General features: G+C 73.2%; 25 protein-coding genes. 7 read left to right on the forward strand and 18 right to left on the reverse strand.

What is annotated here, in order from left to right; genetic code table 11:
* Positions 1-14: 14 nt before the first annotated feature.
* The 6 genes from ACE1OC_RS22675 to ACE1OC_RS22700 are packed head-to-tail and all read right to left on the reverse strand — an operon-like array spanning position 15 to position 5,848.
* Positions 15-1,019: a pyridoxal-phosphate dependent enzyme gene (locus ACE1OC_RS22675; RefSeq protein ID WP_407841646.1), complete on the reverse strand. Its 1,005-nt coding sequence runs from the start codon at positions 1,017-1,019 to the stop codon at positions 15-17.
* The gene (locus ACE1OC_RS22680; RefSeq protein ID WP_407838529.1) at positions 940-2,025 is read right to left on the reverse strand and encodes a GHMP kinase; all 1,086 of its coding nucleotides are present in this window, start codon (positions 2,023-2,025) and stop codon (positions 940-942) included. The genes ACE1OC_RS22675 and ACE1OC_RS22680 overlap by 80 nt, the downstream gene beginning before the upstream one ends.
* Positions 2,022-2,879, reverse strand: a complete 858-nt coding sequence (locus ACE1OC_RS22685) for a Rossmann-like domain-containing protein (protein WP_407838530.1) — start codon at positions 2,877-2,879, stop codon at positions 2,022-2,024. Before ACE1OC_RS22685 ends, ACE1OC_RS22680 begins: the two co-directional genes overlap by 4 nt.
* Positions 2,880-2,890: 11 nt before the next feature.
* A complete protein-coding gene (locus tag ACE1OC_RS22690) occupies positions 2,891-3,700 on the reverse strand; it encodes an ABC transporter ATP-binding protein (RefSeq protein ID WP_407841647.1) in 810 nt (269 codons plus the stop codon).
* Between the two features lie 14 nt (positions 3,701-3,714).
* Entirely contained in the window at positions 3,715-4,806 is a 1,092-nt protein-coding gene (locus ACE1OC_RS22695) for a FecCD family ABC transporter permease (RefSeq protein ID WP_407838531.1), read from the reverse strand.
* The gene (locus ACE1OC_RS22700) at positions 4,796-5,848 is read right to left on the reverse strand and encodes an ABC transporter substrate-binding protein (RefSeq protein ID WP_407838532.1); all 1,053 of its coding nucleotides are present in this window, start codon (positions 5,846-5,848) and stop codon (positions 4,796-4,798) included. The genes ACE1OC_RS22695 and ACE1OC_RS22700 overlap by 11 nt, the downstream gene beginning before the upstream one ends.
* A gap of 120 nt (positions 5,849-5,968) precedes the next feature.
* Between ACE1OC_RS22700 and ACE1OC_RS22705 the strand changes: the two genes are divergently transcribed.
* A complete protein-coding gene (locus ACE1OC_RS22705) occupies positions 5,969-7,252 on the forward strand; it encodes an MFS transporter (RefSeq protein ID WP_407838533.1) in 1,284 nt (427 codons plus the stop codon).
* Between the two features lie 3 nt (positions 7,253-7,255).
* Here the strand turns inward: ACE1OC_RS22705 and ACE1OC_RS22710 are convergent, their stop codons facing one another.
* Genes ACE1OC_RS22710 through ACE1OC_RS22725 form a run of 4 tightly spaced genes read right to left on the reverse strand, consistent with a single transcriptional unit; the run spans position 7,256 to position 10,075 of the window.
* Positions 7,256-7,948, reverse strand: coding sequence for a VOC family protein (locus tag ACE1OC_RS22710; protein WP_407838534.1), 693 nt, complete (start codon positions 7,946-7,948; stop codon positions 7,256-7,258).
* A 10-nt stretch (positions 7,949-7,958) separates the two neighbouring features.
* Positions 7,959-9,014 (reverse strand): phosphotransferase family protein, encoded by a 1,056-nt coding sequence (locus ACE1OC_RS22715; protein ID WP_407838535.1) that lies wholly within the window; start codon positions 9,012-9,014, stop codon positions 7,959-7,961.
* A 25-nt stretch (positions 9,015-9,039) separates the two neighbouring features.
* The gene (locus ACE1OC_RS22720; protein WP_407838536.1) at positions 9,040-9,297 is read right to left on the reverse strand and encodes a DUF397 domain-containing protein; all 258 of its coding nucleotides are present in this window, start codon (positions 9,295-9,297) and stop codon (positions 9,040-9,042) included.
* Positions 9,281-10,075: a helix-turn-helix domain-containing protein gene (locus ACE1OC_RS22725; RefSeq protein ID WP_407838537.1), complete on the reverse strand. Its 795-nt coding sequence runs from the start codon at positions 10,073-10,075 to the stop codon at positions 9,281-9,283. Before ACE1OC_RS22725 ends, ACE1OC_RS22720 begins: the two co-directional genes overlap by 17 nt.
* Before the next feature lie 160 nt (positions 10,076-10,235).
* Between ACE1OC_RS22725 and ACE1OC_RS22730 the strand changes: the two genes are divergently transcribed.
* Positions 10,236-10,454, forward strand: coding sequence for a hypothetical protein (locus ACE1OC_RS22730; protein WP_356508471.1), 219 nt, complete (start codon positions 10,236-10,238; stop codon positions 10,452-10,454).
* On the opposite strand, the gene ACE1OC_RS22735 is transcribed toward ACE1OC_RS22730, so the two are convergent.
* Complete coding sequence (locus tag ACE1OC_RS22735; RefSeq protein WP_407838538.1) at positions 10,413-11,111, reverse strand: YczE/YyaS/YitT family protein; 699 nt, start codon at positions 11,109-11,111, stop codon at positions 10,413-10,415. The genes ACE1OC_RS22730 and ACE1OC_RS22735 overlap by 42 nt on opposite strands.
* Positions 11,112-11,172: 61 nt before the next feature.
* On the opposite strand from ACE1OC_RS22735, the gene ACE1OC_RS22740 reads away from it, so the two are divergent.
* Together ACE1OC_RS22740 and ACE1OC_RS22745 are read left to right on the forward strand one after the other, a co-directional pair.
* Positions 11,173-12,582 (forward strand): PLP-dependent aminotransferase family protein, encoded by a 1,410-nt coding sequence (locus tag ACE1OC_RS22740; RefSeq protein WP_407838539.1) that lies wholly within the window; start codon positions 11,173-11,175, stop codon positions 12,580-12,582.
* Positions 12,583-12,709: 127 nt separating this feature from the next.
* Entirely contained in the window at positions 12,710-13,039 is a 330-nt protein-coding gene (locus ACE1OC_RS22745) for a GYD domain-containing protein (protein WP_407838540.1), read from the forward strand.
* Here ACE1OC_RS22745 and ACE1OC_RS22750 read toward each other — a convergent pair.
* From ACE1OC_RS22750 to ACE1OC_RS22760, 3 genes are read right to left on the reverse strand one after another with little or no spacing between them, the layout of a single operon-like run.
* A complete protein-coding gene (locus ACE1OC_RS22750; protein WP_407838541.1) occupies positions 13,036-13,449 on the reverse strand; it encodes a PIN domain-containing protein in 414 nt (137 codons plus the stop codon). The two genes, ACE1OC_RS22745 and ACE1OC_RS22750, sit on opposite strands and share 4 nt — an antisense overlap.
* Positions 13,446-13,718, reverse strand: a complete 273-nt coding sequence (locus tag ACE1OC_RS22755) for a CopG family transcriptional regulator (RefSeq protein WP_407838542.1) — start codon at positions 13,716-13,718, stop codon at positions 13,446-13,448. The genes ACE1OC_RS22750 and ACE1OC_RS22755 overlap by 4 nt, the downstream gene beginning before the upstream one ends.
* Positions 13,719-13,769: 51 nt before the next feature.
* On the reverse strand, positions 13,770-14,378 hold the full coding sequence (locus ACE1OC_RS22760) for a GNAT family N-acetyltransferase (protein WP_407838543.1): 609 nt from the start codon (positions 14,376-14,378) through the stop codon (positions 13,770-13,772).
* A 158-nt stretch (positions 14,379-14,536) separates the two neighbouring features.
* Between ACE1OC_RS22760 and ACE1OC_RS22765 the strand changes: the two genes are divergently transcribed.
* The gene (locus tag ACE1OC_RS22765; protein WP_407838544.1) at positions 14,537-15,862 is read left to right on the forward strand and encodes a lipase family protein; all 1,326 of its coding nucleotides are present in this window, start codon (positions 14,537-14,539) and stop codon (positions 15,860-15,862) included.
* 110 nt (positions 15,863-15,972) lie between these two features.
* On the opposite strand, the gene ACE1OC_RS22770 is transcribed toward ACE1OC_RS22765, so the two are convergent.
* The 3 genes from ACE1OC_RS22770 to ACE1OC_RS22780 are packed head-to-tail and all read right to left on the reverse strand — an operon-like array spanning position 15,973 to position 19,473.
* The gene (locus tag ACE1OC_RS22770) at positions 15,973-17,502 is read right to left on the reverse strand and encodes a PTS transporter subunit EIIC (RefSeq protein ID WP_407838545.1); all 1,530 of its coding nucleotides are present in this window, start codon (positions 17,500-17,502) and stop codon (positions 15,973-15,975) included.
* A gap of 51 nt (positions 17,503-17,553) precedes the next feature.
* Positions 17,554-18,480 (reverse strand): N-acetylmuramic acid 6-phosphate etherase, encoded by a 927-nt coding sequence (gene murQ, locus ACE1OC_RS22775; RefSeq protein ID WP_407838546.1) that lies wholly within the window; start codon positions 18,478-18,480, stop codon positions 17,554-17,556.
* A 21-nt stretch (positions 18,481-18,501) separates the two neighbouring features.
* Positions 18,502-19,473 (reverse strand): MurR/RpiR family transcriptional regulator, encoded by a 972-nt coding sequence (locus ACE1OC_RS22780; RefSeq protein ID WP_407841648.1) that lies wholly within the window; start codon positions 19,471-19,473, stop codon positions 18,502-18,504.
* A 113-nt stretch (positions 19,474-19,586) separates the two neighbouring features.
* Between ACE1OC_RS22780 and ACE1OC_RS22785 the strand changes: the two genes are divergently transcribed.
* Together ACE1OC_RS22785 and ACE1OC_RS22790 are read left to right on the forward strand one after the other, a co-directional pair.
* On the forward strand, positions 19,587-20,000 hold the full coding sequence (locus tag ACE1OC_RS22785) for a hypothetical protein (protein WP_407838547.1): 414 nt from the start codon (positions 19,587-19,589) through the stop codon (positions 19,998-20,000).
* A 7-nt stretch (positions 20,001-20,007) separates the two neighbouring features.
* Positions 20,008-20,274: a DUF4031 domain-containing protein gene (locus ACE1OC_RS22790; protein WP_407838548.1), complete on the forward strand. Its 267-nt coding sequence runs from the start codon at positions 20,008-20,010 to the stop codon at positions 20,272-20,274.
* 1 nt (position 20,275) lies between these two features.
* Here ACE1OC_RS22790 and ACE1OC_RS22795 read toward each other — a convergent pair whose 3' ends face one another.
* Entirely contained in the window at positions 20,276-21,508 is a 1,233-nt protein-coding gene (locus ACE1OC_RS22795) for a Cmx/CmrA family chloramphenicol efflux MFS transporter (protein WP_407841649.1), read from the reverse strand.
* Positions 21,509-21,603 lie beyond the last annotated feature (95 nt).

Below are 21,603 nucleotides of genomic sequence, written 5' to 3' on the forward strand. Positions count from 1 at the left end.
GCGACGGCGTCGGCTCACACCGGGGCGCGGTTCCACCGCATCCGCGCCCACGGCAGGGCCAGCTCGCTCCGGTCCGTCACCTCGCGCGGGGCGAGGGTCGCGATCGGAGCGGCCTCGCGGTGCCTCGCGTAGACGGTGTCGACGTAGCGGTGGCCGGTGTCGGGGGCGATGAAGAGGACCGTGCGGTGGGGTGAGCGCTCGCGTTCGTGCCGGGCGGCGAGGTAGCCGGCGCCCGTGGACAGCCCGGCGAAGACCGCGTGCCGGCGCAGCAGGTCGACGCTGCCGGCGAGGGCGGCTTCGAAGGAGACCCAGTGCAGGGTGTCGTACAGCTCGTGCGAGACGTTGCCGAAGGGGATCGAGCTGCCGATCCCCGCGATGATCATCTCGGTGTCGGTGACGTGTTCGGAGCCGAAGGTGACGCTGCCGTACGGCTGGACGCCGACGAGTTCGACATCGGCCGGAACGTCCGTCCCCTCGCGGAGGTAGCGGGTCAAGGCGCCGGTGGAGGCGCCCGAGCCGACCCCGCCGACGACGGTGAGGCCGTCCGCCGTGCCGGTGGCCTCGCGGATCCGGTCGGCGATCGCGCGGTAGCCGAGGTAGTGGACGTCGTCGTGGTACTGGCGCATCCAGTGGTACTCGGGATGTGCGGCGAGGATCTCGTGGATCCGCTCGACGCGCCGCTTCTGGTCGAGCTTCAGGTCGCTGCACGGCTCCATCTGCTCCAGCGTCGCCCCGAGGACGGCCAGTTGGGTCCGCAGCGTGTGGTCCACCGTGGCCGAGCCGACGATGTGGCAGTGCAGGCCGTACCGGTGACAGGTCAGGGCCAGGGCGTACGCGTAGATGCCGCTGGAGCTGTCCAGCAGGGTGTCCCCGCGGCGTACGACGCCGGTGTCGAGCAGGTGGCGCACCGCCGCGAGGGCGGAGACCACCTTCATCGTTTCAAAGCGCAGGCAGACGAGCCGGTCGTCGAGGCGTATCAGGTCCGGCCGGCCGATCGACTCCGCGATGTGCTGGTCCATGCTGTGCTGGTCCATGGTGGGGGATCTCCTTGGGCAGGGGGTGGGGGTCCGTGGTTCCGTCGAAGGTCGTGAAGGTGCGGGTGGCGGGGATGCCGTGGGCGTCCAGGGCGCGCAGGCAGCCGCGGACACGGCGGCGCAGCCCGGGTGCGGCCGCGTCGAAGAGCACGCCCGCCACCGCACCGCTGTGCGCGATCTGCACGCCGACCGCCCCGGCCCGGCGGGCGAGGACGGTCAGGTCTTCGAACTCCGGGTGCCCCAAGACCTGTTGGCCGCGCCGTGCGCTGGCGGTGGCGACCGCGCCGAGCAGCTCCGCGCTGCCCGTGGCCACGGCCCGGCGCAGCAGCGCGCGCAGCCGCTCGTAGGCCCGTACGTCGCCGTCGTCCGCGTCGGCCGCATCGGCCGTCGGCAGGGACAGGGTGTCTACGGGTTTGCCCCCGCCGAGGGCGCAGCCCACCACGACCAGCGGCGGCAGGGCCGGGCCGAGGACCTCCAGGACCCGGCCCTCCCGCTGGGCGAACAGCACCGGGCGGCCGCCCAGCATCAGCGGATCGGAGGCGAGTTCGGCGCGTACGGCCAGCCCTGCGACCGTCGAGGGCTCCAGCCGCAGCCCGTACGAGTCCGCGACCGCGTGCACGGCTGCGATCACGTCGCTGCTGGAGCTGCCCATGCCCAGGCCCACCGGTATCTCGCCGGTGAGACGCAGCTCCCCGCCGCAGGGCGGCTGCCCGGTCCGCCGCGCGCACTCCGCGACCGCGAGGACCGCGGCCCGCGCCGCCTTCGTGCGGTCGGCGGGTGCGACGGTGAGCGCCTCGGGCTCCGCGCCGGGTCGGCGGACGAACGCGGCGCTGCTGCCGGGACCCGACATGGGGAGGGTGACCAGTCCGGCGCACCGGCGCCCGGCGGCGTCGAGGAAGACGCCCTGGAGGATCTCGCCGTGGTGGCAGGGGGCCTGCCCGGCACCGGACGGGGCCGGGAGGGCGGTGGCGCCGGGAGCGCCGGGGATCACGCGCCGCCCGCCGTCCGGTAGCGGTACAGGACCGTCTCCTCGGCGCTGAACTGGGAGAAGGGGAAGGGCTCCGCGGACAGGGCGGTGACCCCGGAGCCGAGGAAGGCGCGGGCGACGGCGCTGCCGGTCTGGGCGTAGACGACCAGCGGGATGCCGCGGGAGCGGCAGCGCTCCAGGATGGTGTCGAAGGTGCCGTTGCTCAGGGTCATGCCGGTGGCGACGACGGCCTGCGCGCGCTCCAGCACCTCGTGCATGTCGGCGGTGACGGGGTCGCCCCACTGGGTGGCCTTGAGGTTGAGGTCGCACGGCAGCGGCCGGCCGCCGCGCGCGCGGATCGCCGCGACGAGCGGGTTGACGACGCCGATGAGGCCGACCTCGGCGCCCTCCTCGATGTCCAGCAGTCCGGCGATGGCCGCGTCGCGGGCCGTGGCGCGGAGCTCGGGGGTGCCGGCGGGGAGGGCGACGGGTTCGGCGTCGCCGGCCTCGGCGGCCGCGCGGTGCGGGCGGGTCTCGGAGAGGTAGGCGTCGAGGGCGGCGATGCGCAGGGGGCGCGGGGCCTCGCGCAGGAGGGCGTCGAGCGGGGTGCCGGAGGAGTCGCGGCAGATCGACGGGTCGATCTCGCCGGCCTCGAACGCGCAGCCGCCGAAGGAGCCGCCGAGGCGGACCAGGACGTACTGGTTGAGGTAGGTGGTGACGCCGCCGGCCAGGCGGGTGCCGTGGTGGATCCAGAAGACGCTGGTCGCGACGAGCGAGGAGGGCAGCGGGCCGTGCTCGCCGGCCAGTACGGCCTCGATGAGCGCGTCGACCGAGGTCGCGGGGGCGGTGGTCGTGGTCGGGGTCGGGGTCGGGGTCATGGGATTCCCTTTCACAGAGCGGGTGTAGGTGTGGGTCTGGACGTCGCGGCCGGGGCGCCGAGCGGTCCGCGGTAGCTGACCTGCGGGTGCCCGAGGGCGTCGGTGGTGAGTTCGGCGTCCACCTCGAAGACCTCCGCGAGCCGCTGCGCCGTCAGGACGGCGGCGGGCGGGCCGGAGGCGATCAGGCGGCCGTGGTGCAGGAGCAGCAGCCGGTCGCAGTACCGGGCGGCGAGGGACAGGTCGTGCAGGGCGACCAGGACCGTCTGCCCGGTGCCGGACAGCAGCTCCATCAGTTCCAGCTGGTGTTTGACGTCGAGGTGGTTGGTGGGCTCGTCGAGCAGCAGCCCGGACGGCTGCTGGGCCAGTGCGCGGGCGATGTGGGTGCGTTGCCGCTCCCCGCCCGACAGCGCCTTCCAGGGGCGGCCGGCGAGTGCGGTGAGTCCTACGCGTTCCAGCGCGGCGGCGACCACGGCCCGGTCGGCGGCGTCCGGCCCGCGCCAGCGGTCGCGGAACGGGGTCCGCCCCAGGCCGACGATGTCGGCGACCGGCAGATCGCTGTCCGCGCCCGCGTCCTGTGCGACGAAGGCGACGTGCCGGGCGATCCTGCGCGCACTCCAGCCGCGGACGGACTCCCCGTCGTACCGGACCGCGCCCGCGTCGGGAGCCCGCAGCCCGGCGAGGCAGCGCAGCAGCGAGGACTTGCCCGAGCCGTTGGGGCCGAGCAGCCCGACGGTCTCGCCGGGGGCGATGTCCGCGCCGACCTCGCGCACGACGGGCGTGCCCGCCACCGACCAGCTCACCGCGTCGGCGGTGATCCGCACAGCCTTCACCGCACTCACAGCTCCCCCCGCTTGCGCAGGACCAGGAGGAAGATCGGTACGCCGAGCAGTGCGGTGATCACGCCGACGGGCACCTCGCGGGGCCCGAAGGCGACCCGTGCCAGTGCGTCCGTCCACACCAGGAACACCGCGCCCGCCAGGGCCGCGTACGGGAGCAGCACCCGGTGCAGCGGCCCGACGAGGAACCGCACCCCGTGGGGGACGATCAGGCCGACGAAGCCGATGGCGCCGACGGTGGCCACCGCCACCGCGGTGAGCACGGCGGTGACCACGAGCAGCAGCATCCGCGTGTGCCGTACGTCGATCCCGAGGGAGGCGGCGGTGTCGGTGCCGAAGGCGAGCCCGTCGAGGGCGTTCGAGCAGAGCCAGGCCGCCGCGAGCCCCAGCGGGGTGACGACCGCGCAGACCGCGACCGTGTTCCAGCGGGCCGGTGCCATCGAGCCCAGGAGCCAGTGGGTGACGGCCCGCGTGGTGTCCGCGTCCGCCGAGGCCATCAGCACGAGCGAGGTCAGCGCGGTGAAGAGCTGCCCGATGACCACGCCGGTGAGGACGATGCGCACGGAGTCCAGTCCGGTGCGCCGCAGGAGCAGCAGGAGCAGCCCGAAGGAGAGCAGTGCTCCGGCGAGCGCTCCGCCGGTCACGCCGAGGGTGCTCGCGCCGATCCCGAGGACGACCACGGTGACGGCTCCGGCGGAGGCGCCCGAGGAGACGCCGAGCAGGTAGGGGTCGGCGAGGGCGTTGCGGGTCACTGCCTGGAGCACCGCTCCGCACACGGCGAGCGAGGCGCCGACGAGGGCGGCCATCAGCACGCGCGGCAGCCGCAGGTCCCAGACGAGCGAGTCGAGCAAGGGGGGCAACGGCTCGACGTCCAGGCCGAGTCGGGTACCGAAGACGCGGGCGAGGCCGGTCCAGCCCACGTCGGCGGCGCCGATGCGCACGGCTGCCGCGACCGAAGCCGCCAGGATGGCCGCGGCGAGGAGGAAGAGCCCTGCCCCGGCCACGGCGGACCGGCGGGGCGCCGGACCCGGCCCCCTCGGAGCCACCGGGTCGGCGGCCGCCGTGTCGGTGGCCGCCGTGTCAGCGGACATACCCGAGGTCCTTCATGCCGGCCGCCAGCAGTCCCAGGGCGTGGACGGAGCGCACCGAGGGGTCCAGTTCGATGCCGGGCACTTCGAGGATCTTGGCGTCGCGGACCGCGGCCAGCTTGGAGACGACAGGGTGCTGGGCCATGACGGCGCGCTTCTCGGCGGCGCTGTCGCCGGGCCGGCCGCGCTCGGACAGGTCGCCGATCACGATGAAGTCGGGGTCGCGCTTGGCGACTTCCTCCCAGGAGACCTCCGGCCAGTCCTCGTCGACGTCGTCGAAGGCGTTCTTCGCGCCGACGATCCGGCTCATCTCGCTGGGCAGGCCGGTCTTGCCCGCCACGTACGGCATGCCGTTGAAGACGGAGTAGAGGTAGACCACGGTCGGCTGCTCGGTGCCCCCGGTGCCCCCGGTGCCCCCGGTGAGCTTCGAGGCGTTCTCCCCGGCCTTGGCGACGGCGGTGCGCTGGTCGGCGGCGAGCTTGGCGGCCCGTTCCTCGGCGCCGAAGACCTTGCCGAGGTTCTCGTAGTCGGAGAAGAGGAGCTCGAAGGGGGTCCGGCCGGCCGGGTTCTGCCCGGGGCAGTCCACGGCGCTGACGAAGGTCGGGACCTTGAGGGCGTCGAGCTCCTCGCGGGTGCCCGCCCGGTCCTTGGTGAAGAGGTCGGCGGAGCCGCCGATGACGAAGTCGGGGTTGGCGGCGCGCAGTTGCTCGCCGGTGGCGATCTTCGGGGCGATGACGGGGACCTTGGCGTACGCGGCCTCGTAGGCGGCGGGGATCTTCGTCTTGAGGTTGGCGGTGCCCGCCATCGAGTCCTGGAGTCCCAGTTCGAGCAGGGTCTCGGTCGAGGTCTGGTCCAGGGCGACGGCCCGCTTCGGCGGCGCGGCGAAGGAGGCCTGGCGGCCGCAGCTCGTGAGGGAGCTGCTGCGGGAGGAAGCCTGGGCGGCGGGCTCGGCTCCGGCTTTCGAGCCGTCGGTGGCGGGTGCGGCGCAGGCCGCGGTGGCGAGGGCGAGGGCCAGGGCGATGCCGAGGCGAGCGGGGTGGCGCATGGGTTCTCCGGTCTGGGCAGGGCGGGGGAGGGCGTTGTCGTGCACTGGGCAAGACCGCCGCGTTCGAAGGGTACTGTAATGGAATTCATTTTCATTAAGAACCCAGGGAGTACCCACACCGTGGCGACCACACCCGCGCCCTCGTCGGCCAAGACCGCTGACGGGCCCGCGCGTTCGATCCTCCTCGACGTCCCGTTCCTGCGCCTGTGGGCGGGCACCACCGCCTCCGGACTCGCGACCTGGGCCCTGCCCTTCGTGCTCGGGCTCGCCGTCCTCCACCGCGACCTGAGCGCCGCCGGCCTCGGCCTGGTCCTCGCCGCGCGCACGGTCGGATTCCTCGCCGCCGTCACCGTCGGCGGGGTCCTGGCCGACCGGCACTCACGCCGCGCGGTCGTCCTCTGGTCGGCCCTGGCGGCAGCGGTCGCCGCACCCCTCCTCGCCGCCGGACTGGGCCGCTCGCTCCTGCTCATGACGGCCGCCGCCGCCCTCGCCGGTGCCGGGCAGGGCGCCTGCCGCCCGGCGTTCCAGGCACTCACCGCCGAGACCGTCGACCCCGGACGCCGCCAGCAGGCCAACGCCGCCATGACCATGGCCGTCCGCGGATCCACCCTCGCCGGACCCGCCCTGACCGCGCTGCTCGCGGCCTTCCTCGACGTCTGGACCCTGCTGCTCGGCATCGGCCTGCTTTGGCTGGTCGCCGCGCTGGTCCCGGGCAAGGGCCGGGGTGCCGTCACCGCGGCGGACCCCGAGGCCGCCGGGCCCGCGCCGCGTGCGAGCTTCCGCGCCGAGTTCGTGGACGGCGTACGGGAGGCACGCCGCCACCCCTGGTTCCTCGCCGGACTGGCCGCCCTCGTCGCGGTCATCGCCCTCGGCTACTCCGCCACCAGCGTCGCCCTGCCCCTGATCAGCCGGGACCGCTACGCCAGCGAATGGGTGCTCGCGGCGGCCATGACCGCGTACATAGTGGGCGCGCTCGGCGGAGCCCTGGTCATCGCCCGCTGGCGGCCGCGCTCGCAGGGCTGGGCCGCCTTCGCGGGACTGGCGGCGTACGGGTGCGCCCCGCTGAGCCTGATGCTGCCCGTGCACCCGGGCGTGGTCGTCGCCGCCTACGCCGTCGCCGGGATCGGGATCGAGCTGTTCAACGTGCCCTGGTTCACCGCCACCCAGCGCGAGGTCGCCCCGGACCGGCTGGCCCGCGTCTCCTCGCTGGACTTCCTCGTCTCCTACGGCCTGGCCCCGGTCGGCCTGGCCCTGATCGCCCCGGCCATCGACACCTTCGGCGTCACGCCCGTCCTCGGCGCCTGCGCGGCCGCCTGCTTCCTCGTACCGGCGGCGGCCGCCCTGGTCCCGACCGCCCGTCACTTCGCACGGACGGCGCCGGAGGAGCGGGCGGATGCGTGCTAGGGGTCAGCCGTCCCGGCCCTGCCAGGTGGTGATGCAGACCTCGTTGTCCTCCAGGTCGGCGAGCACCCAGAACGCGGGAGCCCTGGTCGCGGACAGGAGCCGGCCCCCGGCCGCCAGCGCGGCCTCGATGCGCCGGGGCGCCTCGTCGTGCGGAACGCAGACGTCGAAGTGGATGCGGTTGCGCTGCGGGCGCGCCCGGTCCATCTGCTGGAACCAGACGGCCGGTGCCTGCCCGACGGGGTCGACGAGCGGATCCTCCGGTCCGTCGGCGCCCGGCTCGTCCGTGTAGCCCAGTACCGCCTTCCAGAACGGACGGATCGCGGCGATGTCCAGTGCGTCTACGGCGATCTCCAGGATCTGGACGGACCGCGGAGCCCCGCTTCCGATCTCGGGCTCTGTCGTGAGCCCGGCCTCGGCCGCGACGGCGGTGATCCGCCGCGCGAGTTCGACGTCCCGGGTGGTCACCGCGGCGCGGTCCGAGGTCTGCAGGGTGAAGACGACCCGCTCGGGGCGGACGTCGACCTTAAGGTGCCGGTCGGCTTCGTCTCCGCACACCGAGACGGCCTTCGCCGCCAAGACGATCGCCCGGCCCATCGACAGGACCGGGACCGACGTGAGCAACGCGCCCAGCAGGAAGCGCCATCCGTGGTCCTGGACCGCTTCCGACGCTTCCTGCCGACTCAGGATCTGTTCCATGACCCCATCCCTACCAGGGGCGGGCGTCGGGCGTGGGGAGCGGGCGCAGCTTCGGCCAGCGGGCGAGGAGGCGGTCGGCCAGGGCAGAGCTGAGGTGGCCGACGGCGTGCAGGTGGTCGTGGTCGCGGGTCGTGTCCGCGACCACGCCCAGGCGGTGGACGAGCCGCTCGCGGGCGGTGACGTAGCCCCACTCGAAGTCCTCGACGGGCACCCGGGCGAGCTGGTCGACCGTCCCGCGGTGGGCCCGCTCCACGAGCGCGTCGCCCTGGATCAGCCAGCCCGCGCACGCGTCGGCGAGGTCGCCCGGCACGTCCTTTCCGGTGAGGCCGCGCCAGGTGGACCGGTAGACGTCCTCGACCTCGGCGAGGGGGGCCGCGGTGACCGACAGGGCGCACCAGCAGGTGGGGAAGGCGATGCGGAAGTAGGCCAGTTCGGTCAGGCCGTTGCCGAGCGAGGCCCGCTCGAAGTCGACGAAGCGGATGCCGTCGGCGGTGCGCAGGTCGTTGCCCGGGCAGGGGTCGCCGTGCAGCAGCGCGTGGTGCGGGGTGGGGTCCAACCGGTCGATCAGCCCGGCGAGTTCCCCGTGCACCGCGGCCGGTACGGGCACGTCGAGCGCCCTGGCCAGGGCGAGGAAGGACTCCGCGTCCGCAGCCGTCGGCCCCGGCTCGACCGGGAGCGTGCCCGCGTCGGCGGGCCCGGTCAGGGAGTGCAGCCGGGCGAGCGACTCGGCGTAGGCCGGCATCCAGTCGCCCGTCTCGCCGAGGTCCTCCACGTACTCCAGGACGACCACCCGCGAGGACGGGTCCGTGGCCAGCACCGCGGGGGCCACGGCGGGCCCGGAGGCCCGCCCCGCCAGGCGCAACCCGGTGAGCTCCCGCGCGAAGCGGGTGTCCGCGTCGGCGGCCGTGTCCCCGACGTCGGTGATCTGCTTGACGATCACCGGCTGCCCGTGGGCGGGCTGCACCCACCACACCCGTGACCGCGGACTGCTGTCGAGGAGCTTGCTCTCCTTGGGGGTGCCCACGGTGGAGAGCAGCGCCTCGCTGAACGGAAGCCTGTTCGACATGCCGACGAGCGTAGCCCCAGGGGCCTCAGTTGAGGGCGGAGACAAAGGCGGCCCAGGCGGGGGCGCCGAAGGTGAGGTGGGGGCCGTCGGGGACCTTGGAATCGCGGACGGGGACGATTCCGGGGTGGCCGTCAGCGACTTCGAGGCAGTCACCGCCGGTGCCGTCGCTGTAGGTCGACTTGCGCCAGGTGGCCATCTCCAGGCAGTCGCCGCCGTCACCGCCGCTGTAGCTGGATTTGTGCCATGTGGCAGTCGAGATGTCGTACTCAGGCCTGCTCGTCATGTGCGTAATCCTCCGCCACCGATTCGATCAAGGCCAGTGATTCACGTGGTGCCAGCGCACTGGCGGTGAGGAGATCGTAGGTCAGGAAATGGCGTGCCACCGTGGCTGGATCGTCTAGGAGAAGCCCTGTTGTGTGGCCTGCGAGATAGGCGAGCGGGGGTGCGTCTTCGAACGACATCAGCTTGAGCGGGCCGTCCATGGTCGCGTGAGCGCCCGCACTGAACGGGAGTACCTGGACGATGATCCGATGCGACCGGATCAGGTCCGCAAGGTGCCGCAACGCCTCGGCCATCACCGACCGGCTCCCGATGACCCGGCGCAGTACCGCCTCGTCGAGCACGCACCACAACAACGGGGTTGTTGGATCTGCGAGGAGGGCCGCGCGGGCGAGCCGGGCTTCGACCAGGGCGTCGATGGCCGCCTCCGTCGCCGTCGGCTGGTAGGCGCGGAAGACGGCCCGGGCGTAGGCCTCCTTCTGGAGGAGGCCCGGGATCAGCAGGGGCGCGTACTCCCGGATGGCCTTCGCCAGGCCCTCGGCTTCGGCGGCCTCCGTGAAGTGGTCGGGGTACTTGAACTTCGTCACGGCTTGGCAGTTGCGGGTGAAGAAGTCGTCTGTACCGAGGATGGTGTCTATCTGGCGGCCCAGTTCCACCGTCATCCGGCGCGTACCCGCTTCGAGTTGGCCGATGAAGGAGCCGCTGACGAAGAGCGGCTCGCCGAGTTTGTCCTGACTGAGGCCGGCCCTTTTGCGGGCCACGCGCAGTTCGGCGCCGAGCATGGTGCGAGGTGAGGAGAACGGGTCGACGTCTCCGGAATCGGGCACGGCAACTCCCCTGACAACAGGTGCGGGTGTTGGAGTCTGGCCCTTGAAGGCTAGCCAGCCCGTCGCCACTCTGAGTACTGAACTCGACTACTCAGAGCGAAAGGTGACATTGCAAATGGTGCTCACGCCGAAGGAACGGATGCTGGCGGCCGAGGAGGCCGTGGGGCAGTTGAAGGCCGCGCTGACGGACGTCGGGGTGGTGTTCCCCTCGCTCGGGGTGGACGGGGTGTCCGCGGCGGGGTCGTACGGGCTGCCGCTGGTCGATCTGGGGCGCTGCAACCTGGACACCGCGCTACGGCTGGCTGCCGTACTGCACGAGCGGGCCCATCCCTGAGGGATCGCCGAGGCGGACGGTCAGACGCGGGAGGAACCAGCCGACCAGGGGGCCCGTGCCCAGGGCGACCAGGACGGTGCCGAGGCCGAGGGTGCCGCCGAGGAGCCAGCCGAGGCCGGCCACGGACACCTCGATGCCGGTGCGCACCGCCGCGACGGGCAGCCGGGTGAGCCGGACGAGGCCCGTCATGATGCCGTCGCGCGGGCCCGAGCCGTACTGCGCGCCGAGGTAGAGCGCGTCGAAGAAGCCGAGGGCGACCAGGCCGAGGGCGAGGTACGCGAGTGCGGCGGCGGTTCCCCCGGGGGCGGGGAGTACGGCGGCGGTGGCGTCGGCGGCGAAGCCCACGATCGCGACGTTGAGGACGGTGCCGAGCCCGGGGAGCTCGCGCAGCGGGATCCAGGCGAGGAGCACCAGGAGCGAGATCAGGTTGGTGGCCCAGCCGAAGGAGATGCCGAGGGTCTTCGCCGCGCCGTCCGTGAGCACGCTCCAGCTGGCCGTGCCGAGGCCGGACTCGACGAGCACCATGACGGCGGCGCCGTAGCCGGCCAGACCGAGCAGGAGTTGGGGGACGCGGCGCGCGGTACGGCCCGCCCGGAGCTGGGCGAAGGCGTTCATGCGGGGCGGGTGGGTGGCGGGTGCGGGGGCGGGGTGGGGCATGGGCTCAGGCTCGCCGCCATCTGGACCCTGATTCCATAGCCAGATTGATTAGCCTGGTCCCATGAAGATCAGCGCGCACGCCGTCGGACGCATGCTGGGGACCTGGCAGGAAGGGCCGGGGCCCGCGCACCAGCGGCTCTCCGACCGGCTGAGGCTGCTGATCCTGGACGGGCGGCTCTGTCTCGGGGCGGCGCTGCCGGGTGAACGCGACCTGGCCACCGCGCTCGGTACGAGCAGGACCACGGTGGGGGCCGCGTACCGCACGCTGGTGGATCACGGCTACCTGGAGACGCGGGAGCGCGCGCGGGCGACCGTACGGCTCCCGCACGGGGACGCGCCCGCCGGGCGGCGGGCCGGTGGGACGGACGGGGAGACCATCGACCTGTCCTTCGCCGCTCCGCCCGCACCTCCCGAGGTCCTCCACGCCGCTTTCGCGACGGCCCTGGAGCGGCTGCCGCTCCACTTCGAACGGCACGGGTACGACCGGTACGGCACTGCGGAGCTGCGCGAGGCGGTCGCCGGGTGGTACGGGCGCAGGGGGCTGCCGACCTCGCCCGATCACGTCATGATCACCAGCGGTGCGCAGCACGCGATCGGTCTGCTGGTGCGCACGCTGCTGTCGCCGCGGGACAAGGTGCTGTTCGACCACCCCACCTATCCGCATGCGATCAGGGCGTTCACCGATGCCCGCGCCCGGCTCCTGCCGGTGGCGGTGGGCCCGTCCGGCTGGGACGTGCCGCAGCTCCTAGCGGCGGCGAGGTCGGCGCAACTGGCTTACTTGATCCCGGACTTCCACAACCCGACCGGGATGTACATGCCCGCGAGCGTGCGCCGGAGCCTGCGGCCGGCCTGCCCCACGGTCATCGACGAGACCCTGGCCGACCTGGGGCTGGAGGCGACGGGCCCGGATCCGACGGCGGAACCCTTCGCCGTGACGCACCCCACCGCCATCAGCGTCGGCTCGGTGTCCAAGAGCATCTGGGGCGGCCTGCGCATCGGCTGGATCCGTGCCGTGCCCGCGCTGCTGGAGCGCGTGGCGGCGGCCCGCCCGGCGACGGATCTCGGTACCCCGGTGGTGGAACAGCTTGCGACGGCCGTGCTCCTGAATGCCGGTCAGACCCGGCGCCCCGAGGCGCTGCGGCAACTGCGGGCGCAGCAGGACGCCTTGCTGGGGGCGCTGGCCGAGCACCTCCCGGAGGTGCACGCGCCGCGGGCGGCCGGTGGCGTGACGCTCTGGGCGCGGTTCCCGGAGCCGGTCGGTTCGCGGCTGGCGGCGATCGCGCCGGACCACGGGGTGACGATCGCTGCGGGGCCGCAGTTCGGGGTCGGCGGGGCCTTCGAACGCCACGTCCGGCTGCCGTACACGCTCCCGCCGCCCCGGCTCACCGAGGCCGTCCGCCGCCTGGCCGCTGCCCACCGGGCCCTCACGGCGGGCGGCGCCGGGATCCACACGCCGGCGCCGGTGGCCTGAGCGTGGTGGGCCCGTTGGGCCGTGGCGGTGGCCTTCCCCGGCCGTTCGGGGGAACGGCCGCGATCCGTTCCGCCCCTTCGGCCGCCCGGCGTGGGCATCGTCGACGAAACGAAAGAAGGTGGACGCGATGCCGCTGTATCTGTCGAGGTTCAGCTACACGCCGGAGACCTGGGCGAGGCTGATGGCCCACCCCGAGGACCGCGCGCAGGCCGCCCGGTCGTACATCGAGTCCGTCGGCGGGAAGCTGCACGGCTTCTGGTACGCCTTCGGCGCGCACGACGGCTACAACCTCTGGGAGGCCCCGGACGACGTGTCGATGGCTGCGGTGGCCCTGGCGATCAGCGGGGGCGGCGCGCTGAGCTCGTTCGAGACGACGGTCCTGCTGAGCGTCGAGGACACGCTGGACGCCCTGCGCAAGGCCGAACAGATCCGGTACCGGCCTCCGGGCGCGTCCTAGACCTTCACGGCGGCGAGGCGGGTGCCGCACAGCGCGGTGAGGTCCTCGGGGTCGGAGGTGAGGACGGTGACCGGGCCGGGCGCCGCGAGTGCGGTGGCGGCGAGCATCGCGTCGATGGCGTGCTTGTGCCCGTGCAGGTTGGCCTCGCGGAGCAGGGTGGTTGCGGCGTGGGCGATCTCCTCGGTGACGGGCTCGACCACCACCCTGGACAGCGCCCACATGAGAGCCGGCATGTTGATCTTCGGGTGGATCACCTCGACGAGGGTGGCCGTACTGGTGATGACCCGCATGTCGTCCGCGAGGGCGAGGGCGAGCCACCGGGTGATCGCGCGATCCCGAAGCACGGCCTTTGCGAGTCCCTCGCTGTCCAGCACGAGGGTGCCTCCAGGTTTGGTCGGCTTCGGCGTCATGCGACGTCCTTCTGTTCGGTGTTGCTGTCGGGCTGCCCTGCGTGGGCGCGGCGGAATTCCTCCCGGGTCGCGTCGATCTCCTCCGCGGTGATCGGCCCGTGCTCCGCCTCCGCCACGGCGATGAGCTCCGCGAGGTTGTCCCGTTCGATCTGGCGGGCCACGGCGGCGGTGACGTAGGCGGAGAGGCCGGAGGGGCCGCTGCGGGCGCGAGCGGCCTCGGCGATGTCGCGGGGCATCGAGATGGAGTACTTCTGGGTGGCATCGCTCATGCCACTCATGCTACTTCCGATGCCACCGCCGAGCTCGGCGTGTGGAGCTCCTCAGTCCGTGCTCAGGCGGGCGTGGAGGTGTTCGTCGTGCCAGCCGTCCGCGTGGAGGAGGGCGCCGCGCATGGTGCCCTCCAGGGCGTAGCCGGACTTCAGGGCGACGCGGCAGGAGGCCGGGTTGGCCGTGGAGTGGGTGATGCGCAGGCGGTGCAGGCCGAGGTCCTCGAAGGCCCAGCGGGTCAGGACGGTCAGGCCTTCGGTGGTGGCTCCGGCGCCGCGGCCGGCGGGGAGCAGCCAGTACATGAACTCCCCGCTGCCGCCGCGCAGGTCGAGGTCGGCGAGGCCGATCAGGCCGACCGCGCAGCCTCCGTCCGCGGGGGCGAGGGCCCAGACCACCGAGCGTTCGGCCTGCCGGCGTTCGTGCCAGCGGGCGATGCGGGTGACGGCCCGGTCCTCGGTGAGGGGGTCCGGGCGGTTCCAGTGGCGGATGTCCGGATCGGCGTACGCGGCCACGAGCGCGGGGGCGTCGTAGGACTCCCAGGGGCGCAGGTGCAGCCCGCAGGGGAGGACGTACGAGGGCTGGGCGAGCGCGGCCAGCCGGCCCGACGGGACCACGGGCGGTATCGGGGGGATCGGGGCGAGTGGCGTGATCGAGTCGGTCATCCGGTCATCATCCGGGACGTCCTCCGGTCGCCGGTGTTATGGGCACGGCGTTGCCCCCGTGCCCGTAACAACCGGCGAACACTTGGTGACGGTAAGTGACAGTTCGTCCCTTTCTTCCTAGTCTCACGTCCCGGGGTACCGAGCGAATGGACGATGAGATGAGACGACGGCTTTCCGCGATCGCCGCAGCCGGTGTGGCCGCGATCCTCGCGCTGGGCGGCGGGGCGACTGCGAACGCGACCTCCGGTTCGGGCGCGAATCCGGACGGCGGGAAGGGCGGAAAGGGGCTCTGCGCCCCGGGCGTTCCGGTCGGGCCGGAGGGCGAGAAGTTCTACGATCCGCCGTCGCCGCTGCCCGAGGGGGAGCACGGAGACCTGATCTGGGCCCGCCGCGTCGATGCCCCCGACGGTGCGCGCGCCTGCCGGATCCTGTACCTCTCGACCCTGCAGACCGGTACCCGCGTTGCCGTCTCGGGCATCGTGGCCTGGCCCGACGCCCCCGCGCCGCGCAGCGGCCGCAACGTGGTGGCCTGGGCGCACGGGACCGTGGGCGGCCCGCGCCAGTGCGCGCCCTCCGCGGTGCCGAACCCGGCGACCGACCTCGTCGGCTACTACACCTACGACAGCCCGTGGGGCATCGACGTCGGTGTGCCGGCGCTGACGCAGTTCCTCGACTCGGGCGACGTCGTGGTCGGTACGGACTACCAGGGTCTGGGCACCCCGGGCGTGCACCAGTACACGGTGGCCGTCACGGAGACGAACAACGTCCTGGACTCCGTCCGCGCGGCCCGCCAGATCACCGACACCCACGCGAACCACAAGGCGGCCGTCCTGGGCTGGTCGCAGGGCGGCGGCGCGGCGGCGTTCATCGCCCAGAACTACAAGGCGTACACCCCGGAGACCAACCTGGTCGGCATCGCGGCGCTGGCACCCGCCGCCAACCTGGGGCCGGACTTCCGCGGCCTGGTGCTGCCCGGCCCGACGTCCCCCACCTCGCCCTCCCACAACGCGGCGCTGCGCGTCAACGTCTACCGGGGCTTCCTCGCGGCCTACCCGGAGCTGAAGGCCGAGGACGTGCTGAAGCCGGCCGGGCTGGAGGCCCTGCGCGGTGACGGGGTGATGTGCATCGAGCACCTCGCCGACGTGATCCAGAACAACGTGGGCAACGTCGGGCAGTTGGACACGCTGTTCCAGCCGCTGACCGTGGTGCCGGAGGTCTGGCACCAGCGGTTCCGCGAGAACACCGCGGGGCTGGTCACCTCGGTGGCGCCGATCTTGGTCATGCAGGGCACGGCGGACACGGTCATCAACCCGAACTCCACGGACGAGTACGTGAAGCGGGCCTGCCGGTTCGGCAAGCCGGTCGAGTACACGAAGTACCAGGGGGCGACGCACCAGACGATCCCCAACGTCGCGGAGCCGGAGTACCTGGGCTGGATCGCGGACCGCTTCGCGGGCAGGCCGGCGCCGTCCAACTGCGCCTGAGGCGAGCCGTTGCAGCGCATGACCCGATGAAGCAGTGAAGGCTCCCGGCCGGTGGACCACACCGGCCGGGAGCCTTCGTACGTGGGGGACTGCCGTCGTGGGGCCTGCCGTCAGCGGCCCACGGGGACGGGCGCCGCCGCGTCCGGCGCGGGCTCGGTGGCCGCCGGCGGCGTCGGCGCGGCCTCCGGGGCCGTGTCCGCGTCCGGGCCCGTGTTGAACTCGGTCAGCATCTGCCGGGTGAAGCCGAAGAAGTAGGTGGCGGCGAAGCCCACGAGGTAACCGACGGCCAGGCCGCCCGCGTAGATCGCGATGGTCATCCCCATGCCCGACTTGCCGTCCAGCAGCGGGAACAGCGCCCAGCCCGAGGGGCCGATGGCGGTGGAACCGAAGGCGGTGCCCAGCTGGTTGAAGAGGCCGACGAAGGCTCCGCCCGCGGCGCCGCCGATGCAGGCGGTGATGAAGGGGCGGCCCAGGGGGAGGGAGACGCCGTAGATGAGGGGCTCGCCCACGCCCAGGAAGCCGGCCGGGAGGGCGGACTTGATGGTGGCGCGGATCGAGCGGTTGCGCGGGAGCTTGTAGTAGACGGCGATGGCCGCGCCGACCTGGCCCGCGCCCGCCATGGCGAGGATGGGGAGCAGGACGGTGTAGCCGGTCTGCTCGATCAGGGTGGTGTGGATGGGGATCAGGGCCTGGTGCAGGCCCAGCATGACCAGCGGGAGGAAGAGCCCGCCGAGGACCAGCCCCGCGAAGGCCCCGCCGGTGGCGAGCAGCCAGGTGGCGAAGGTGCCGATGGCGCTGGAGACCTCACCGGCGACGAACATCAGGCCGAAGAGGGTGACGAGGCCGGAGATCAGCACCGTGAGGGTGGGGGTGACCAGGACGTCGAGCGCCTCCGGGACCCACTTGCGGCACCACTTCTCCACCTGGACGGCGAGCAGTGCGGCCGCCAGTGCGCCGAGTACGCCGCCCTGGCCGGGGGAGAGCTGCTGGCCGAAGGCGTCGATCTTCGCGACGCCGGGGAAGACGATGATCGCGGCGACCGCGCCTCCGAGGATGGCCGTGCCGCCGAACTCCTTGGCCGTGTTGTAGCCGACGAAGACGGCGATCAGGGACATGAAGCCGCTCGCCATCGCGGCGAGGGCGGGGACCGCGGCCGGCACCCAGTGCATGTTGGTGAGGAACCCGCCCAGCCCGGCGATGATGCCGCAGCCGATCAGGGCCGGGATCAGCGGGACGAAGATGTTCGCGATGCGGCGCAGGAACAGCTTGAAGGGGGTGGAGTTCTTCGCCTTCTGGGCGTTCTTGATGGCCGCGCCCTGGGCGGCGAGTTCGTCGGCCGTCACGGCGTGGGTGTCCGCCGGGGCCGCCGGCGCGGCCGAGCGGCCTTCCGCGACCAGGGCCTCGAACTCGGGAGTGACGCGGGCGACGGTGCCCGGTCCCAGCACGATCTGGTACGTGTCGTCCTCGACGACGCCCATCACGGCGGGCAGGGCCTTGAGGGCCTCGTCCTGGACCAGGGAGCGGTCGCGCAGGGTGATCCGCAGGCGGGTCATGCAGTGCGCGATGGAGACGATGTTGTCCGGGCCGCCGACCAGAGGAAGGATCGCGGCGGCTGTGGCGCGGTTCTTGTCAGTGGACATCTTGGTGTTCGCCTTGCTGCTGGGGGTCAGCGGGGGAGTGGGCGGCGCGGGTTAGCGCGGGGTGTGGGTGAGGGCGGCCCGGAGGTGGCCCCGGGAGGCGGTGAGCAGGTCGGCGGCCGTGGGGCCGTCGACTCCGCCGAGGATGACGAGGATGGCCTGCTTGACCTCGCCGTCGGATGCGGTGAGGGCGGCCTCGATCTCGGCGTCGGGGGCGCCGGTGGCCAGCGAGACGATGCGGCGGGCGCGGGCGCGCAGCTTCTCGTTGGAGGAGCGCATGTCGACCATGAGGTTTCCGTAGGTCTTGCCGAGCCGGATCATCGTGAGGGTCGAGATGAGGTTGAGGACGAGCTTCTGCGCGGTGCCGGCCTTCAGTCGGGTGGACCCGGTGAGGAGTTCGGGGCCGACGACCACCTCGATGCCGTGGTCGGCGGCCGCGGCGAGCGCGGAGCCGGCGTTGCAGGACAGGCCGACGGTGAGGGCTCCGCGGTCGCGGGCGAACTCGACGGCGCCGATCGCGTACGGGGTGCGGCCGGAGGCGGAGATCCCGATGACTGTGTCGTCGGCGGTCAGGGCCAGCGCGGTCAGGTCCTCGGCGGCCAGTTCCTTGGAGTCCTCGGCGCCCTCGACGGCCTTGACCATGGCGGAGGGGCCGCCCGCGATCAGGCCGACGACCTCGGAGGGGTCGGTGTTGAAGGTGGGCGGGCACTCGCTGGCGTCCAGTACGCCCATCCGGCCGGCGGTGCCGGCGCCCGCGTAGATCAGGCGCCCGCCGCGGGCCATCCGCTCGGCGATCCCGTCGATGGCGGCGGCGATCGTCTCCAGCTCGCCGGCGACGGCGGCCGGGACGGTGGCGTCCTCGGCGTTCATCAGGCGGGCGATCTCGAGGGTGGAGAGCCGGTCGATCTCGGCCAGTTCGGGGCGGAAGGCCTCGGTGGTCAAGGTGGCGAGCTGGGCGCGGAGTTCGGCGTACGCGGTCATGAGTGGGGGGCTCCTGAACTGCTAGCGGGTGGTGCTGGTGCGCTTGGCGGTGGGCACGGGGGTGTGGTGGCGGGGCGCGAGCGCCTCGTACGAGGCTGCGAGCGCGGGCGCCGCCGTCTCGTAGGTCTGCTGGGCGACGCCCACGAACAGGCAGTCCACGACGAGGAGCTGGCTGGTCCGGCTCGACATGGCCGCCGGGCGCAGCTGGGTCTCGCGGGCGGCGGAGGTGGCCAGCACGAGGTCGGCGTAGTGGACGACGGGGGAGTTGGCGCGGGCCGTGAGCGCCAGGGTGGTGGCCCCGTGCTCGAAGGCGGTCCGCAGGGGCTCGATGACGTCGCCGGTGCCGCCGGAGTGGGTGATGGCGACGGCCACGTCGCCGGGGCGCAGCAGCACGGCGGTGGTGACGGCCAGGTGCGGGTCGTTGTGGGCGTGGGCGATCAGGCCGATGCGCGACAGCTTCTGCGCGAGGTCCTGGGCGACGAGGCCGGAGGCGCCGACGCCGTAGATCTCGATGCGGCGGGCGCCCGCGAGGGCGGCGACGGCCGAGCCGAGGGCGGCGACGTCGAGTCCGGCGGCGGTGTCGGTGAGGGTCTGCGCCTCCTCCTGGGCCAGCTTGGCGACCACGTCCGCGAGGGAGTCGTCGACGGCTATGTCCACGGTGACGGCGGGGGCCGCGCCGGACTCCTGCTGGGCGGCGAGTGCGGCGAGCGCGAGGCGCAGGTCGCGGTAGCCGGGGTAGCCGAGGAGGCGGGCGGTGCGGACGACGGTGGCCTCGCTGGTGCCGGTGCGGGCGGCGAGGTCGCTGACGGTGAGCGCGGCACAGCCGGCGGGGTCCTCGGCTACGGCCTCGGCGACGGCCTGCATGGAGCGGGTCATCGAGGGGCCGAGGCTGCGGACGCGGGCCCGCAGGGCGGCGGGGGCCGGGACGGGGACGGGGGTCGGGGCGGTCGCCGGGGCGGTCGCGTCCGCGCCTCCGCTGAAGGTTTCTTTCATGTTCTCGCTCACCCTTGAAACTTATTTTCAGAGGGTGGGAACGTCAAGACGCCATAAGTCACGGGAGAAAGAGGACCTTCGCCACGGGGCCGGTCCGGGTCCACAATGTGTCCATGGACCACGCGACCCCCCCACCCCCCCTTGAACAGGCGCTGCACGCCGCACGCGCCCTGGTGCTCGCCGATCTCGTCGCGGGCGAGGTCGCCGAAGCCGATGTCGTCTCCCTCGTCGAGGACGCGGTCACCCACCGCCGCTGGTGGGTGGAGGAGTGGCCGGAGGGTGTCGACTACCTCGCCGGACTCGTCGCCCAGGACGTGAAGGACGCGCTGCTGGAGAAGTACGGGCGCTGGCCGCTGTGCCCGGTCTGCGGTCACGGCGAGCCGCACGCGCTGGACGTGGAGCCCGAGCTCGGGCCGGACCCGATGTGGGTGTGCTCGGAGGCCGGCGTGCGGGTGGCGCCGGTGGGCGGCCTCGGACCGGTGCTCGGCGGCTCCGGCGGCGGCTTCGGCTCCGGCTTCGGCGAATGAGCCGCCGGTGACGGTGTACATCGACCCGCCCGACTGGCCGGGTCACGGCCGCATGTGGTCGCACCTGGTCAGCGACACCTCCTTCGAGGAGCTGCACGCCTTCGCGGCGTCGATCGGCTGCCCGCCGAAGGCCTTCGAACGCGACCACTACGACGTCCCGGAGCAGCGGTACGCGGACGCGGTGGCCGCGGGCGCGGTGGAGATCGGCAGCAAGGAGCTGGTCCGGAGACTGACGGCGGCGGGGCTGCGGCGACCCAAGGGACGGCCGGCGTAGGTCAGGCGCCCCGGACCTTCTCGGGCGCCTCCGACCGGGACGGGGGCGAGCCGGCCACCACGCGGGTCGGGTGGGCCGCGCGGGGCCCCGTACGGCGGTCCAGGCGGAGGGCCGCGAGGCCCAGGGCGATGGCGGTGACGGTCATCGCGCCGCCCGCCCAGGCGGTGGCGGAGTAGCCGTACCCGGCGTCGATGACGGTGCCGCCGAGCCAGGGGCCGCCGGTGTTGCCGAGGTTGAAGGCGGCCGTGGTGGTCGCGCCGGCCAGGGTCGGGGCGGCGCCCGCGACGTTGAACATGCGGGCGTTGAGCGCCGGGGCCGTGAAGAACGCCGAGAAGCCGATCAGGAACGCGAGGGCGATCGCGGCCGCCGCGGTGGAGGCCAGCAGGGCCAGGGCGGCGAGGAAGACGGTGGAGGCGGTGATGCCCCACAGCATCACCCCGAACAGGTGCGCGTCGGCGATCCGCCCGCCGACGGTGGTGCCGGCCAGCGCGCCGATGCCGAACAGGCCGAGGATCCACGGGACCCACTGCGAGTCCAGCCCGGCCACGTCCGTGAGCAGCGGGGACAGGTAGCTGAAGGCGCAGAAGACCCCGCCCGCGGCGAGCGCCGTGATGCCGATGGACAGCCACACCTGGCGGTCGCGGTAGATGCGCAGCTCGCGCGCGAGCGTCGGCTTCTCGGCGGGCAGCGGGATCTTGGGGATCAGCGCGAGGATGCCGGCCAGCGCGATGGCGGAGGCGGCGCCCACCGCCCAGAACGCGGACCGCCAGCCCAGGTGCTCACCGAGGAACGCGCCGGCCGGGACGCCGAGGACGTTGGCGATGGAGAGGCCGCCGATCATGACGGCCATCGCGCGGGCCCGCTGGTGCTGCTCGACCATGGCGATGGCCACGGCGGCGCCGACCGCCCAGAAGCCGGCGCAGGCGAGCGCGGAGACGATGCGGGAGGCGAAGAGCAGCTCGTAGGAGGGGGCCAGCGCGCCCGCGACCTGCCCGAGGCCGAAGAGGGTGATCAGCGAGAGCAAGGTGGTGCGCCGGGGCAGCCGCAGCGTGGCCACGGCGAGCAGGGGCGCGCCGACGACCATGCCGATCGCGAAGGCGGATATGAGCAGGCCCGCCTGGGGGATGGTGACGCCCATGTCCTCGGCGATGGGTGGCAGGAGCCCGGAGAGCATGAACTCGCTGGTCCCGAGTGCGAAGACCGAGAGGCCGAGGACGTAGACGGCGACGGGCATGCGGGTGCGTTCGGCTTCTGCGGCTTCTACGGGCATGAACTACCTCAACCGCGACGAACGGGATCGCATTCCCTGGGCTATAAGGCTCCAAGGCT

Origin of the sequence: Streptomyces stoeckheimensis (assembly GCF_045822005.1) — a bacterium.
Taxonomy (GTDB): domain Bacteria; phylum Actinomycetota; class Actinomycetes; order Streptomycetales; family Streptomycetaceae; genus Streptomyces; species Streptomyces stoeckheimensis.